Origin of the sequence: Amycolatopsis regifaucium (assembly GCF_001613935.1) — a bacterium.
Taxonomy (GTDB): Bacteria; Actinomycetota; Actinomycetes; order Mycobacteriales; family Pseudonocardiaceae; genus Amycolatopsis; species Amycolatopsis regifaucium.
Window position 1 is genome coordinate 946,855 of sequence record NZ_LQCI01000034.1, and the last position, 12,877, is coordinate 959,731.

Here is a 12,877-nt window from a genome sequence, read left to right on the forward strand (position 1 = left end):
CGTTCTCCCCGGGGAGCGTCAGCTCCCCGCCTTGCCGAGCCGTTTCGTACGGCGGTAGCCGGCGATGACCGCGATGGTTCCGAGAACCAGCAGGATCACGCCGACCGCGAGCCACCAGCCGACATCGGCCCCGGTGGCGGCGAGGGCACCGACCCCACCACCGGCGACGCCGACTCCGGCGCCAGGCACCTTGTACATTTCGGCCTCACTTCACCCAGGTCAGGCGGTGGTCGCGGAACGACGGCCGCGGACGACGCGGATGCCGACCGGAACGGCGACGGCACCGAGCAGACCGAGACCGATCCACAGTCCGGCGCCCGAAGCGAGCGGCACGGGCAGGCCGGCCGGACCGCAGGTGGCCGAGGAGATGATCACGTCACCGGAGCCGAGCGGGTTGAGCGCCCCGCCGAGCAGCTTCACGTGGACCGCGTTGACGGTCAGGCTGCCGTCGTTGTTCTTGATCTGTTCGTTCAGGATGATCGTCGCGACGTTGACGTTGCCGAGACCCACCTTCACCTGCGTGTTCGGCGCCGGCGTGGAGTCGACCGCGCCCGCGCTGCCGAGGTTCGCGCCGACCAGGTTCGTCGCGCCCTGCACACCTTTCTGGGTCGCGGTGCAGGTGGCTTCGACGACCTTGATGCCGACGTCGCCGAGCGCGCCCTTGAGCAGCGGCAAGCCGACGTCGGCGGTGCTGGCCTTGGCCGTCACGGCACCGGAGTTGTCGTCGCGTTTGGCTTCGGTGTTGATCGCGCCCGCGGTGAGCACACCGGTGAGGTTGACCTTCGCGAGGCTGTTGGTGGTCGGCCCGGAGGTCTTCGCTTCGGCGAGCGGCCCGGCCTGCACCGCGTCGAGGCCGAGGAGCTTCACATCGACCTTGACGCCATACGCGGAGCCGTCACCGGGGGCCGCCGAGGCAGGCGCCGCACCGGCGAGAGCCACGCTCGCCACCACAGCGGCGAGCACTCCGCCTCGTCGCAAGAGGTGCGTGTTCTTCAACTGGTCCTCCGAATTGATTCGTGGGGGTTCTCTCGACTGCGGCCGGCCCATGGGCACAACCGTCGGACGAATCCTCAGCTGGCCTGATTCGGCTAGCGGATCGTCTATCGGCGAGTGTTTCCGAAATGGCACAGAAAAGGGTAGAGGATCACCTGATCGGGTGACCTTGGGTAGATTTACCGCACCTCATGGATAGGGTCACTCGTTCGGCCTAGTCAGTTTCTCCACGATCGTGCCGAAAGCGTCCACGATCAGGTCGGAATCGCGAACCCCGGTCGAAAGGGCCGCTTCTCGCTGACTTACTCTCGTCGGCGAGGTCCCTGTCCGCTTCGCCGACTCCCTGTCGTCCGCTGCGTCTTTCCTGAGAGGTCACCGTGGCCGTTGCGAGCGCTCCTTTGCCGAGTTCCAGCCGGTTTCCGCCGCGTGTGGCGGTGCTGGCGGTGCTCGCCGTCGCGGTCGGCCTCGTGCTGGCCGAACGCCTGTACCGGGTGTTCGAAGTGCAGCTTTCCGGGCTGCTACTGAGGGTTATCACCACATCGGGTGTCTTCGTCGCCAGTGAACGCGAGACTGTCTACTTTGGGTTGTCCGGCGATACTCCACTCGGGTTAAGAATGACGCCGGAATGCTCTTCGGCATTCATGTTGCTGCCGCTTTTGTTGGTGACGGCCGTCATGTTGTATTTCCGTCCGAAAAATGCGAAGAGGCTGTTCTTTTCGTTGACGATTTCCGCGATAGTGGTCGTCCTTGTCAATCAGATGAGGGTTTTGGCGATCGTCGGGCTCGTGAACTGGCTCGGGGTGGACGAAGGTTATTACTGGGGTCATACCCTGCTCGGTTCGATGGTCAGCGTCCTCGGCGGCGCGGTCGCCCTCGTGCTGTTCGTCTGGTTGAGCACCCGGAAGCCTCGGGCCGAGCGGGGGGCCGCCTGATGGGCGCCGGGTCGATCAAGATCCTGCTCGCGATCACCCAGGCGTTCGCGCTCACCATGAGCGTCGCGTTCATCGTGTACGTGGTCGTGATCGTCGTGCCGTACCTGCGGCGCAAACCCGCGCCCGTCGGTGACGCCGACGACTTCACCTGGCACTTCTTCGTTCCGTGCCGCGACGAGCAGACCGTCATCCGCGAAACGGTGCGGTACCTGCGTTCGAGCTTCCGGCACGCGCACGTCTGGGTCGTCGATGACGACTCCGAGGACCGCACCGCCAGGGTGGTGCGGTCGATCTGGCGGCGTAACGGCGGTTTCGACCCGTACCTGCACCTCGTTCCCCGCCGCCGTCCGGAGGCGCGGACGGGCAAGGGTGACGCGCTCAACGCCGCTTACCAGGCGCTCAACGACTGGATGGGCCCGGACGCGAGCCGTGACGACGTGGTCGTCGTGGTCGTCGACGCGGACGGCCGCCCGGCGGAGAACTGCCTCGAAGTGTGCGCGGCGGACCACCTGTTCGGCGACGAGACGATCGGCGCGGTGCAGCTCGACGTCTGGATGGGCAACGCGGGCACCCGTCCGCCGGGGAAGAACTGGTTCTCGCGGGCCTTCGGGCTGAAGCTGGCCCAGATGCAGGATCTCGAGTTCCGCACCGCTATCGCGGCGATCCAGACCTCGCGCGGGTTCACCGGCACGATCTCCATGGGCGGCAACGGTCAGTTCACCCGACTGTCCGCATTGGACTCCATCGCGGGTGAGGACGAGCAACCGTGGCGCGGTTCGCTGCTGGAGGATTTCGAACTCGGTGTGCACCTGCTGACCGCGGGCTGGCGGACCGGGTACACGCCGGACTCCCACGTGAAGCAGGAAGGTCTCTACAGCCTGCGGCGATTCCTGGTGCAGCGCACGCGCTGGGGCCAGGGCACGATGCAGTGTTCGCGGTATCTGCGGCGCATCTGGGACTCGCCGCACGTGAGCACGCTGGGCGCGGCGGAGATGATGTACTACCTCGCGCAGCCGTGGATGCAGCTGCTCGGCTCGCTGCTGTACCCGATCCCGTTCATCCTGCTGCTGGTCACCACCGCGGGGGATCCTGCGCGGGTCTGGACCTGGTTCGCCGACGACGGCGCGTGGATCCTGTTCGCGATCTACGGCTCGTTCGGCCTGCTGCCGTTCATCGTGTGGGGCCCGATCTATCAGTTCAAATGCCTCAAGAGCCGCAATCTCCTGCGCGGACTCGGGATGGGCTTCGCCTACGCGCTCTACATCTACACGTTCTACATCACGTCGTGGCGGGCCTTGTTCCGCCTGGTGCGCGGCCGGAACGGCTGGTCGAAGACGCGGCGCAACACCGAGCACGCTCCCGGCGTCAAGGTCGCGCTGGACTCCTGACCCAGCCCCGCCACGGATCGCCTTCAGCGGGCTGAACGCGATCCGGGCGGGGCCGGGAGCGGGGTCAGGCGGCGGGCAGGATCCGGACGTCGTCCGCCTTCACGTAGGCGATCCGATGTCCGAACTGGATCTGGACGTACCGGGTCTTGCCCTTGACGACCACATGGTTCGCCGGGTCGAACGTCGTCGCCGAGTAGTACTCGGAACCGAGGAGGTTGCCGACGGAGTACCGCTGCCCGGCCGAGAACGTGTACGGCAGCGGGACGACCTGCTGCACCGGCACGTTCGCCGGATAGGCCTCGGCCTCGGGGTACGCGCGCCCGAACACCGGCACTGTCGCCAGACCGGGCTTCGGGGTCACGACCAGCCCGAACGCCGGGCTCGTCGTCCGCGCGTCGCGGAACCAGCCCTTCTGGCCGAGGTACCAGATCGCCGTCCAGCCGTCACGCCGCTCGGCGACCACATAGCGCTGGCCGGTCTCCGCGCGGCTGCCGATGTCGGAGACGGCCATCGTGCCGGCCGAACCGTCCGGGCGCAGACCGATGTCCTTGAGCAGCGGGGCCGAATCGGTCGGCTCACTGCGCAACACGACCGAGCCGGATCCCCTTGCCGGACAGAGCTTTCCGGCGGTCTCGCAACCGGTGAACGCGGGCTGGTTGGTGGCGAAGTCCGGTGTGATGGTCACCAGCGGCGAACCGGGACGGCCGAAGCCGGACAGCGGCGCGCCCATCAGGTCGAAGTAGTGCGCCCAGTCCCAGTACGGGCCCGGATCCCAGTGCATTCCCTTGATGGTCGAGGGAATCGTGCCCGGGACGTTGTCGTGACCGAGGATGTGCGCGCGGTCGAGCGGGATGTCGTACTTCCGCGCGAGGTAGCCGACGAGCTTCGCGGAGGTGCGGTACATCGCCTCCGTGTACCAAGTGCCCTTCGCGGCGAAGCCCTCGTGCTCGATGCCGACGGACTTCGCGTTGACGTACCAGTTGCCCGCGTGCCACGCGACGTCCTTGGTGGGGACGTGCTGCGCGATCTGGCCGTCGGACGAGCGGATCGTGTAGTGCCAGCTCACGTACGTCGGGTCGGTGACAAGGTCCATCGCCGTGTCCCAGTAGCCCTCGGTGTCGTGGATGATGATGTATTCGACCTTCTGGCTCTTCGGCCGGTCCGCCTTGTCGTGGTTGCCGTAGTCGTTGTTCGGCAGCTCCTGGTACGGCGCCGGTACCGAAAGGCACGAGAGCTTCTTCGGGCACTCCGCCTTCGAGGTGCCGGCTTGTTCGCGGACCGGGCTCACCGGCGTGGCCGTGAGGGTGACGGTCTGACCGTCGTCGGTCTTACGGCTGACGCCCTTGGAGATGGTGTCGAAGACTTCGTCGGCGAAGGACTGTGCTCCTTCCGCGTCCTTCGCGCCGCTGTAGCGCGCGACGGCGGCCCTCCAGTCGCCGGTCTCTCGCTGGTACTTCGCCAGCAGGGCGGCGCCACCGCGAATGTTCTGCGTGGTGTCGGTGCGCAGCGTCGCGACGTCCTGGCCGATCAGCGCGGACGCCTCGTCGATGGTCTGCAGGCCGGGAGGGGGAGGTTTCGGTGCCGGTGTCGCCGGAAGTTTCGCTCGGCGGGCGTCGTCGCCGCGCGGATCCTCCTCACCTTCGTCGTGATGCGTGCCGGTGCCCGCTTCGCGCAGGTCGGTCAGGTGCATCGGGCCGTAGCCGGCGGACGTGCTCGGCGTGCCGGCGTTGAAGTCCCAGCGTGACTCCAGGTAGGAAACGCCGAGCAGGACGCTCTCGGGCACGCCGAACTCCTGTGCGGCGGCCGCGAAGTCCCGCTGACGCCGCTGATCCGCCGGAGCGGCTTCGGCGGGGACGGCGGCGAGGAGTCCGGCGGCGAGAGCGAGGACCGCGAGCCCGGCGGTCCGTCTGGACCTGCGCCGGAGCGGTGCGAGGGCAACGGGATGGAAGGGACGCGGCATGGGCGTAAACCCCCAGTGACTAGGTCTGCTGTACAGGACCGACCCCAATGGTCGGAACCTAACCAGAAACGGGCGCCTTCCGTAAGGTCCCTCCGAGTCGCGTTTAGCGGGCTAAACGCGATCCGGGGAGCTCCACCCCCGAAGGGAGAGCAGCGCGGAATCCCGCCGGTCCAAAAGGGCCGGTCAGGGGCTCGGACGCCAAGTTTTCGGAGAGTGAGCGGACCCTCCTTGCGAAGCTGGCACTCACATGGCTAGAGTGCTAATTGCACGGCCCGAACACGCCCCGGCACCCGCGACGGCGGGGGTGGTAGGAGCCGTAATACATCCTGCCAACGCTTTCGACGACCGTGGAGGTCAACCCGGTGAGCGTGAACATCAAGCCGCTCGAGGACAAGATCGTTGTCCAGACGAGTGAGGCCGAGGAGACGACCGCTTCCGGCCTCGTCATCCCCGACACCGCCAAGGAGAAGCCCCAGGAGGGCAAGGTTCTGGCCGTGGGCCCGGGCCGCATCGACGACAAGGGCAACCGCGTTCCGCTGGACGTGGCTGTCGGCGACGTCGTCATCTACTCCAAGTACGGCGGCACCGAAGTGAAGTACAACGGTGAGGACTACTTGATCCTTTCCGCCCGCGACGTGCTGGCCGTCATCAACTGACGTCCGCTCTCAGCGCATGACGCCCCGGGCCCCGCATTGCCGGGGAACGGGGCGTTCGTGTTTTCGAGCATAAAAACTGGAAGGTAAGCGGAACAGGCCATGCCCAAGCAGATCAGTTTCGACGAGGACGCTCGTCGCGCGCTCGAGCGCGGGGTGAACAAGCTCGCCGACGCGGTCAAGGTCACCCTCGGCCCGCGCGGTCGCCACGTCGTGCTCGACAAGAAGTTCGGTGGCCCCACCATCACCCTCGACGGCGTCACCGTCGCTCGTGAGATCGAGCTCGACGACCCGTTCGAGAACCTCGGCGCCCAGCTCGCCAAGAGCGTCGCCACCAAGACCAACGACGTCGCCGGTGACGGCACCACGACGGCGACCGTGCTCGCCCAGTCGCTGGTGAAGGTCGGCCTGCGCAACGTCGCCGCCGGTGCCAACCCGACGGCCATCGGCCGCGGCATCGAGGCCGCCGCGGAGAAGGTCATCGCGGTCCTCAATGAGAAGGCGACCCCGGTCAAGGGTCGCGACAACATCGCCCAGGTCGGCACCGTCACCTCGCGTGACGCGGCCATCGGCGCCCTGCTCGGCGAGGCCGTCGAGCGGGTCGGCGAAGACGGCGTCATCACGATCGAGGAGTCGTCCACGCTGGCGACCGAGCTCGTGATCACCGAGGGTGTGCAGTTCGACAAGGGTTTCCTGTCGGCGCACTTCGCGACCAACCCGGAAGAGCAGAAGGCGATCCTCGAAGACGCCTACATCCTCCTGGTCCGCGAGAAGATCTCGGCGCTGGCCGATCTGCTCCCGGTGCTGGAGAAGGTCGTCGAGGCCAAGAAGCCGCTGCTGATCATCGCCGAGGACGTCGACGGCGAAGCGCTGTCCACCCTCGTGGTGAACTCGCTGCGCAAGACGATCACCGCGGTCGCGGTCAAGGCGCCGTTCTTCGGTGACCGCCGCAAGGCGTTCCTGGACGACCTCGCGGTCGTCACCGGCGGCGAGGTCATCTCGGCCGAGATCGGGCACAAGCTGTCCGAGACCACGCTGGCCCAGCTGGGCAATGCCCGCCGGATCGTCGTCACCAAGGACGACACCACGCTCGTCGACGGTGGTGGCACCAAGGACGACATCGCGGCGCGCGTCGCGCAGATCCGCAAGGAGATCGAGAACACCGACTCCGACTGGGACCGCGAGAAGCTGCAGGAGCGGCTGGCGAAGCTCGGCGGCGGTGTCGCGGTGATCAAGGTCGGCGCGGCCACCGAGACCGAGCTCAACGAGCGCAAGCACCGCATCGAGGACGCCGTGGCTTCGACCAAGGCGGCCGTCGAAGAGGGCATCCTGCCCGGCGGTGGCTCGGCCCTGGTGCACGCCGTCAAGGAACTCGATGGTGGACTCGGCCTCGAAGGTGACGAAGCGACCGGTGTGCGCATCGTCCGCGACGCGCTGTCCGCCCCGCTGTTCTGGATCGCGACGAACGCGGGCCACGAGGGCGCGGTCATCGTGAACAAGGTCCAGGAGCAGAGCTGGGGGCACGGTTTCAACGCCGCCACCGGCGAGCTCACCGACCTGCTGGCCGCCGGCATCGTCGACCCGGTCAAGGTGACCCGGTCCGCGGTGGCGAACGCCGCCTCCATCGCCCGGCTCGTGCTCACGACGGAGAGCTCCGTCGTCGAGAAGCCGGCCGACGAGGAGCCCGCCGCGGGTGGCCACGGCCACGCGCACTAGCTTCACCGCTCGACCCCGAAGCGGGGCGGTACTCCACCCGGAGTGCCGCCCCGCTTTCTTGTACCGGCCCCCGCTCCGACCTGCGTTTAGCGGGCTGAACGCGATCCGGTGGCGGGGTGCCTTGGGGCGGGTGGAAGCGACTTTCGCCCCCTAATCGCGATCCCGGGCAGGGAGCGGAGGGACCGGAAACGCGGAAGGGCGGCACCCCACCCGGATGCCGCCCTTCCGCGGTGTCGACTCGGCCGGATCAGCCGTTCGACATGCTCAATGTGCGTTTGTCCGCCTTGATGATGTGCTCGCGTTCCGACTCCGACAGCCCGCCCCAGATCCCGTACGGCTCGTGCACGGCGAGCGCGTGGGTCCGGCACATGGTCAGCACCGGGCAAGCCAGGCACACGGCTTTGGCCCTCGCCTCGCGGCGGGCTCTCGCCGGCCCGCGCTCGCCGTCAGGGTGAAAGAAGGACGCGCTGTCCATGCCTCGGCACGAGCCTTCGAGCTGCCAATCCCATACATCGGCGTTGGGCCCCGGGAGCCTGCGTGTGTCCGCCATCCTGACCGCCTCCGTCATCCGGTCGAAGCGTTTACCTGCTCTGCTGCGCTGCGGATACTCCATTCGGTGCAACGGCGGTAACGTTAGAAGCGCGCCAATACTTGTTCAAGCGATTCAAGACGATTCAGCCGTTAGGCATCCCCCGGATGTGTGAGCGGTACTTTCCGTTCGGGTTGCCCCCGCCCGGGCCTGCCTGGATATTGGGTCGAGTGGGATCTCGGATCAGCAGTGAAGAACCCACCCTGCCGGTGGCCTCGGTCGCTCGCCGGCTCGGGGTCGCACCGTCCACCCTGCGAACCTGGGACCGCAGATACGGCGTCGGACCGAGCCGCCACACCAACGGCCGCCACCGCCGCTACGGCAGCTCCGACATCGGCCGCCTCGAACTGATGCAGCGCGCGTTACTCCGCGGCGCCTCGACGGCCGAAGCGGCGAAGTACGCACTCGAGCAGATGCCCCGGACAGCTCCGGAGAACCCGGCGACGCCCGTGATCCAAGTGGAGAACCAGGCCACGCCGCCGCCCGCGGAGGATCACGACGTTCCCTCCCGCCTCGCCAGACGCTTGAGCACGGCGGCGCTCGCGATGGACTTCGGCGCGGTCCAGCGGATGCTCGCCGACACGATCCGCGAACTCGGCGTCCTGCCCGCCTGGACCGGCGTAGTCTCGCCGGTCCTGACCGCGCTCGGCGCCCGCTGGCGCGGGGTCAGTGCCGGCGCCGAGGTCGAGTATCTGCTCGCCGAATGCGTGTACGCCGCCCTGATCCGCGCGACACCGGTGCTCCGCGAGCCGCGCAACCAGCGCCCGGTCCTGCTGACCTGTGTCCCGGACGAACGCGACAACCTCCCGATGTACGCGCTCGCCGCGGCGCTCGGGGGTCGCCGGATCGGCGCCCAGCTGTTCGGCGCCCCCCTGCCGGCCGAGGTGCTGGCGGTGACCGTCCGCCGCAGCGTCCCGGCCGCGGTGGTGCTGTGGTCCGGCCGGAACGCCACCGCGGATCCGCGCCTGTTCGCCAGGGTGTCCCGCGGCCGTCAGCGCAGCAGGATGTTCGCCTGCGGCCCCGGCTGGGATCCCGCGACGCTCCCGGACAAGATCGAACTGCTCGGCGAACTGACGACGGCCGCCGACCGGATCGAGCATGTTCTTGTCGGTGCGAGGCGCTAGAAAGGACGGATGGAAGAGTCCTTGCGGTCCGCCGCGTTCGGGGACGGCGTGCCGCCGCCGTCGCCCTTCGCGGTGCCCGCTTCGCCTCGCGGACGGCTGCTGGCCGCGATCGGCCTCGGCGCCCGCGGCCGGTACGCGGCGGCGGCCACCGTGCTGAGCGGGTTGCGGACGGACAAGGATCCGGTGCTCGCGTCGCTGGCCGCGAGCACGCTGGCCTCGCATCGGCGGCAGCTGGGCGGGCACGCGGCGGCGCTCGTCCTCGACGGGGAAGCGCTGGCGCTGGTGATCGGGGAGTCCCAAGGCGAACCGGACCCCGACGGCCTGGACGCGGAAGGGGCCCGGGCGGACGCCTTCCTCGGCCTCGCGGCGGACAACCTCGGGCGCGGCAGGCTGGCCGCCGCCCGACGGCTGGCGGCCCGTGCGGGAGCGCACACCGGCAACTGGCGGAGCCGGACCAGGGCCGGTTGGGTGGGCGCGGAAATCGAACTGGCGAGTAACATTTTCGAAGCGGCGATCGCACCTGCGGAAATGGCGCTGGAATCGGCGCGGGCCCGGGGCGCCTGCCGACATGTCGTCAAATCACAACTCGTACTCGCCGTGGCGATCGCGAATGGAAGTTCCGCTGAGCGGGAGCGTGCGAAGAGGCTGGTAGCGGACGCTCGCGAGACCGCCGAGAAATACGAATTCAATTCACTTTTGTGGGTGACCTGCCTGGTCGCGGCGGACTTAGGGGCAGGACACGCCGATGAGTATCGATTCAGAAGTGCCGAACTGTTGCACGCAGTGTTACGGCACGCAGATGCTTGCGGGAGGTGGCTCGCACGGGAATCTCCGTGGGTCCCGGGCTGAGGGTGTCTAGCCTGTTGGAGGGCCCATTCCGGCAACCGGGCTAAGAACTTTCAAAAAAAGCCACCGGATCGTGTCAAGGTTCGGGCTAAAGCGTCCGATAGGGGAAGTGGAATGTCACCCGGCTGCAGGAAGGAAACCCCGTGACGAGACGGTCTTGATCTGCGACGACCGACGCAGTGTCCGCGAAGGGCTCACTCGAGTGATGTCCGCGGTCCCAGGGGTCAGTCGCATCGACTGCGTAGCGCACGGTGACGAGCTGCTGGCCCGGTACTCCCGTCAGCCGGTCGACGTCGTGCTGGTCGGTACCCAGCGCGCTGTCCCGACTGGCGTCGAAGCCACCAGGCGGCTCGTCTCGGCGAACCCCCAAGCGAACGTGATCGTGTTCGGCGCCCCGGACGATGCGGGAAGCATCGCCGCCGCGATCGCCGGCGGAGCGCGCGGCTACCTGCGCTGGGACGCCTCGCGTCCCGAGCTGGTCGCCGCACTGGCGCATACGCTCGCCAGCACCTCGGTGCCGGCGCCGCGCCAGCCGTCCGACCCCGGTGTCCAGCTCACCGAGCGCGAGCTTCAGGTGCTCCGCGGCATGAGCCAGGGCAAGAGCAACGGGCAGATCGGCCGCGAGCTGTACCTGTCCGAAGACACCGTGAAGACCCACGCTCGCCGCTTGTTCCGCAAGCTCGGCGTTCGGGACCGCGCACAGGCGGTCGCCCACGGATTCCGTCGTGGGCTTGTTTCCTGACACCGCTTTCTTGATCTCGCTGGTTTGATTGCGCAACGGGTGACAACGGGCCGGGGGCACATCCCTGGCCCGTACCTGTGTTCCCTGTCACGCTTCGCACTTTTCCGTGTACGTCTCGGGCACGCTTGCCCGAGCGCGTCCGCCTCCGGGTGGACCGTCGTATCTCACCGCGTCCCGGCTCGTTGAAAGTTCGACCACGAGCGAGGGGACGCAGGAAGACCCGGGATTCAGCGCGCTCGCCGGATGGGCGGCGCGCCGGTGACGGCCGTCAGCGAAGGCGGCGCGTCCGGGCGGTACGGTAGCTGTCGCCGGTAGTGGCACCCGAAGTCACACGCCGGACTCTTTGCACGCCTATACGTAACACTGGGACTGTTGTCTGCGATGGCCAATGTGGGGGACGGACTGGATGAGCCGGTCGCCGCTGCTGTTGAGGGTGATCCTCAAGCGGTCGAGCGGTTGCTGGCGGCCATCCGTCCTTTGGTAGTGCGGTACTGCCGCGCTCGGGTTGGCAGGCAGGAGCGTTCGTTCGCTTCTGCGGACGACGTTGCTCAGGAGGTGTGTCTCGCGGTGCTCACGGCATTGCCTTCGTACCGTGATCAGGGCCGCCCGTTCCTGGCCTTCGTCTACGGGATCGCCCAGCACAAGGTGGCCGACGCGCATCGCGCAGCGGCCCGCAACCGCGCCGAGCCGGTCGCCGAAGTCCCCGACGAGATCGAGGGTGGCGTCGGCCCCGAGCAGCGCGCCCTCCAAGGCGAGCTGAACGAGCGCATGTCGCAACTGCTTCGCGTCCTTCCCGACAAACAGCGTGAGATCGTGGTCCTGCGTGTCGTCGTGGGGTTGTCCGCCGAAGAGACGGCCGAAGCCGTGGGGTCCACCCCCGGCGCCGTCCGGGTGGCCCAGCATCGCGCCCTCGCGCGCCTACGTAAGGTTCTGGCCGCTGAGGAGGTGATCTGAGTGACCGATCGCGACCATCGGTTCTCCACTGAGACCGATCGTGAACTGACGGCTTTCGAAAGAGGGCTGACGTCCTCCGAGGCTGAGTTCGCCGCTGATCTATCGGCCGTGCAGGCCGATGACGCGCTGCTCGACGCCCTCGGTGGCTCGGACCCGCAAATGGCCGACGACCTCGGCGATCAGGAACTCAACGCGCTGTTGCTGGCTTGGCGGCGCGACATCGACAGTGAACCGCTCGCCGAACTGGTGGACGTCGACACCGCCGTCACCACCGTGAAGACCGCCGCGCTCGCCCGCAAACACGGGGGAAGACGCCGGCTGCTGGTCCCGGTGGCCGCCGCCGCGGCCGTCCTGGCCATCGCCTTCGCCGGTACCGGTCTCGCCGCGAAGGACGCGCAGCCTGGTGACACTCTCTGGGGCCTGACCAAGGTGCTTTACGCCGACCACGCCCGGTCGGTCGAGGCCGCCGCCGCGGCCAAACTCGATCTGGAGAAGGCCAACCTCGCGCTCGCCGGTGGGCGCCTCGACGACGCGCGCAAGGCGCTCGACGAGGCACAGGCCGCGCTGAGCCAGGTGACCGATGAAGAAAATCGCGACCTGCTGCTCGAACAGCACCGTCAGCTGAGCGCGCAATTGCAGAACCCCACCCAGCCGGCGCTGCCTCCTGACCAGCAGTTGCCCACGCAGACACCGGTGGCGACTACGCCGCAGCCCACGCCGCAGCCGACTCCTCCGCCGACGTCGCTGCCCGGAGGCGGTAACCCCGGCACGAGTCTGCCGGGCACCACGACTCCCACGCCGACGCCGCCGAGTTCGACGACCGAGCCGCCGCCGCCCACGACGTCGACGACACAGCCCGCCTCGGGCAACGACCCCGGTGGCTCGCGCAACGAGCCGTCGCCGGGAGCCGGCGCGCAGACGCCCGGCGTGACCGAGAACCAGTAGCACTGCCCAGAACGCCGAAGGGCCTGGTGAGATCC

At 68.2% G+C, this 12,877-nt stretch carries 13 protein-coding genes; 9 read left to right on the forward strand and 4 right to left on the reverse strand.

Going from position 1 to position 12,877, the window contains the following annotated elements; genetic code table 11:
• Positions 1 to 18: 18 nt before the first annotated feature.
• On the reverse strand, positions 19 to 198 hold the full coding sequence (locus tag AVL48_RS28430) for an LPXTG cell wall anchor domain-containing protein (protein ID WP_061983376.1): 180 nt from the start codon (positions 196 to 198) through the stop codon (positions 19 to 21).
• A 21-nt stretch (positions 199 to 219) separates the two neighbouring features.
• On the reverse strand, positions 220 to 996 hold the full coding sequence (locus AVL48_RS28435) for a choice-of-anchor protein CoaP (protein WP_143104641.1): 777 nt from the start codon (positions 994 to 996) through the stop codon (positions 220 to 222).
• Positions 997 to 1,421: 425 nt separating this feature from the next.
• On the opposite strand from AVL48_RS28435, the gene xrtP reads away from it, so the two are divergent.
• Both xrtP and AVL48_RS28445 read left to right on the forward strand, forming a co-directional pair.
• Positions 1,422 to 1,925, forward strand: a complete 504-nt coding sequence (xrtP, locus tag AVL48_RS28440; RefSeq protein ID WP_061983378.1) for an exosortase P — start codon at positions 1,422 to 1,424, stop codon at positions 1,923 to 1,925.
• Positions 1,925 to 3,313, forward strand: coding sequence for an XrtP-associated glycosyltransferase (locus AVL48_RS28445; protein ID WP_061983379.1), 1,389 nt, complete (start codon positions 1,925 to 1,927; stop codon positions 3,311 to 3,313). The genes xrtP and AVL48_RS28445 overlap by 1 nt, the downstream gene beginning before the upstream one ends.
• 64 nt (positions 3,314 to 3,377) lie before the next feature.
• On the opposite strand, the gene AVL48_RS28450 is transcribed toward AVL48_RS28445, so the two are convergent.
• The gene (locus AVL48_RS28450; RefSeq protein ID WP_061983380.1) at positions 3,378 to 5,273 is read right to left on the reverse strand and encodes an N-acetylmuramoyl-L-alanine amidase; all 1,896 of its coding nucleotides are present in this window, start codon (positions 5,271 to 5,273) and stop codon (positions 3,378 to 3,380) included.
• Between the two features lie 362 nt (positions 5,274 to 5,635).
• Here AVL48_RS28450 and groES point away from each other — a divergent pair, with 362 nt between their 5' ends.
• Together groES and groL are read left to right on the forward strand one after the other, a co-directional pair.
• Complete coding sequence (gene groES / locus AVL48_RS28455) at positions 5,636 to 5,929, forward strand: co-chaperone GroES (RefSeq protein WP_009072407.1); 294 nt, start codon at positions 5,636 to 5,638, stop codon at positions 5,927 to 5,929.
• 99 nt (positions 5,930 to 6,028) lie between these two features.
• Positions 6,029 to 7,642, forward strand: coding sequence for a chaperonin GroEL (gene groL / locus AVL48_RS28460; RefSeq protein WP_061983381.1), 1,614 nt, complete (start codon positions 6,029 to 6,031; stop codon positions 7,640 to 7,642).
• Between the two features lie 247 nt (positions 7,643 to 7,889).
• On the opposite strand, the gene AVL48_RS28465 is transcribed toward groL, so the two are convergent.
• On the reverse strand, positions 7,890 to 8,192 hold the full coding sequence (locus AVL48_RS28465) for a WhiB family transcriptional regulator (protein ID WP_061983564.1): 303 nt from the start codon (positions 8,190 to 8,192) through the stop codon (positions 7,890 to 7,892).
• A 248-nt stretch (positions 8,193 to 8,440) separates the two neighbouring features.
• On the opposite strand from AVL48_RS28465, the gene AVL48_RS28470 reads away from it, so the two are divergent.
• The 5 genes from AVL48_RS28470 (at position 8,441) to AVL48_RS28490 (ending at position 12,842) form a co-directional block, all read left to right on the forward strand.
• Positions 8,441 to 9,355 (forward strand): MerR family transcriptional regulator, encoded by a 915-nt coding sequence (locus AVL48_RS28470; protein ID WP_177242264.1) that lies wholly within the window; start codon positions 8,441 to 8,443, stop codon positions 9,353 to 9,355.
• A gap of 9 nt (positions 9,356 to 9,364) precedes the next feature.
• Entirely contained in the window at positions 9,365 to 10,204 is an 840-nt protein-coding gene (locus tag AVL48_RS28475) for a hypothetical protein (protein WP_061983383.1), read from the forward strand.
• A 106-nt stretch (positions 10,205 to 10,310) separates the two neighbouring features.
• Complete coding sequence (locus AVL48_RS28480) at positions 10,311 to 10,943, forward strand: response regulator transcription factor (protein ID WP_082857781.1); 633 nt, start codon at positions 10,311 to 10,313, stop codon at positions 10,941 to 10,943.
• A 381-nt stretch (positions 10,944 to 11,324) separates the two neighbouring features.
• Positions 11,325 to 11,897: a sigma-70 family RNA polymerase sigma factor gene (locus tag AVL48_RS28485; protein WP_037314832.1), complete on the forward strand. Its 573-nt coding sequence runs from the start codon at positions 11,325 to 11,327 to the stop codon at positions 11,895 to 11,897.
• Entirely contained in the window at positions 11,898 to 12,842 is a 945-nt protein-coding gene (locus AVL48_RS28490; RefSeq protein WP_061983385.1) for an anti-sigma-D factor RsdA, read from the forward strand.
• The last annotated feature ends 35 nt before the right edge of the window (positions 12,843 to 12,877 follow it).

What these genes read in the sequence shown, in the direction of transcription:
- AVL48_RS28450 (WP_061983380.1), bottom strand. Translation starts at nt 5,273, where the DNA reads ATGCCGCGTCCCTTCCATCCCGTTGCCCTCGCACCGCTCCGGCGCAGG.
- AVL48_RS28445 (WP_061983379.1), top strand. Translation starts at nt 1,925, where the DNA reads ATGGGCGCCGGGTCGATCAAGATCCTGCTCGCGATCACCCAGGCGTTC.
- AVL48_RS28485 (WP_037314832.1), top strand. Translation starts at nt 11,325, where the DNA reads ATGGCCAATGTGGGGGACGGACTGGATGAGCCGGTCGCCGCTGCTGTT.
- AVL48_RS28465 (WP_061983564.1), bottom strand. Translation starts at nt 8,192, where the DNA reads ATGGCGGACACACGCAGGCTCCCGGGGCCCAACGCCGATGTATGGGAT.
- AVL48_RS28430 (WP_061983376.1), bottom strand. Translation starts at nt 198, where the DNA reads ATGTACAAGGTGCCTGGCGCCGGAGTCGGCGTCGCCGGTGGTGGGGTC.
- groL (WP_061983381.1), top strand. Translation starts at nt 6,029, where the DNA reads ATGCCCAAGCAGATCAGTTTCGACGAGGACGCTCGTCGCGCGCTCGAG.
- AVL48_RS28475 (WP_061983383.1), top strand. Translation starts at nt 9,365, where the DNA reads ATGGAAGAGTCCTTGCGGTCCGCCGCGTTCGGGGACGGCGTGCCGCCG.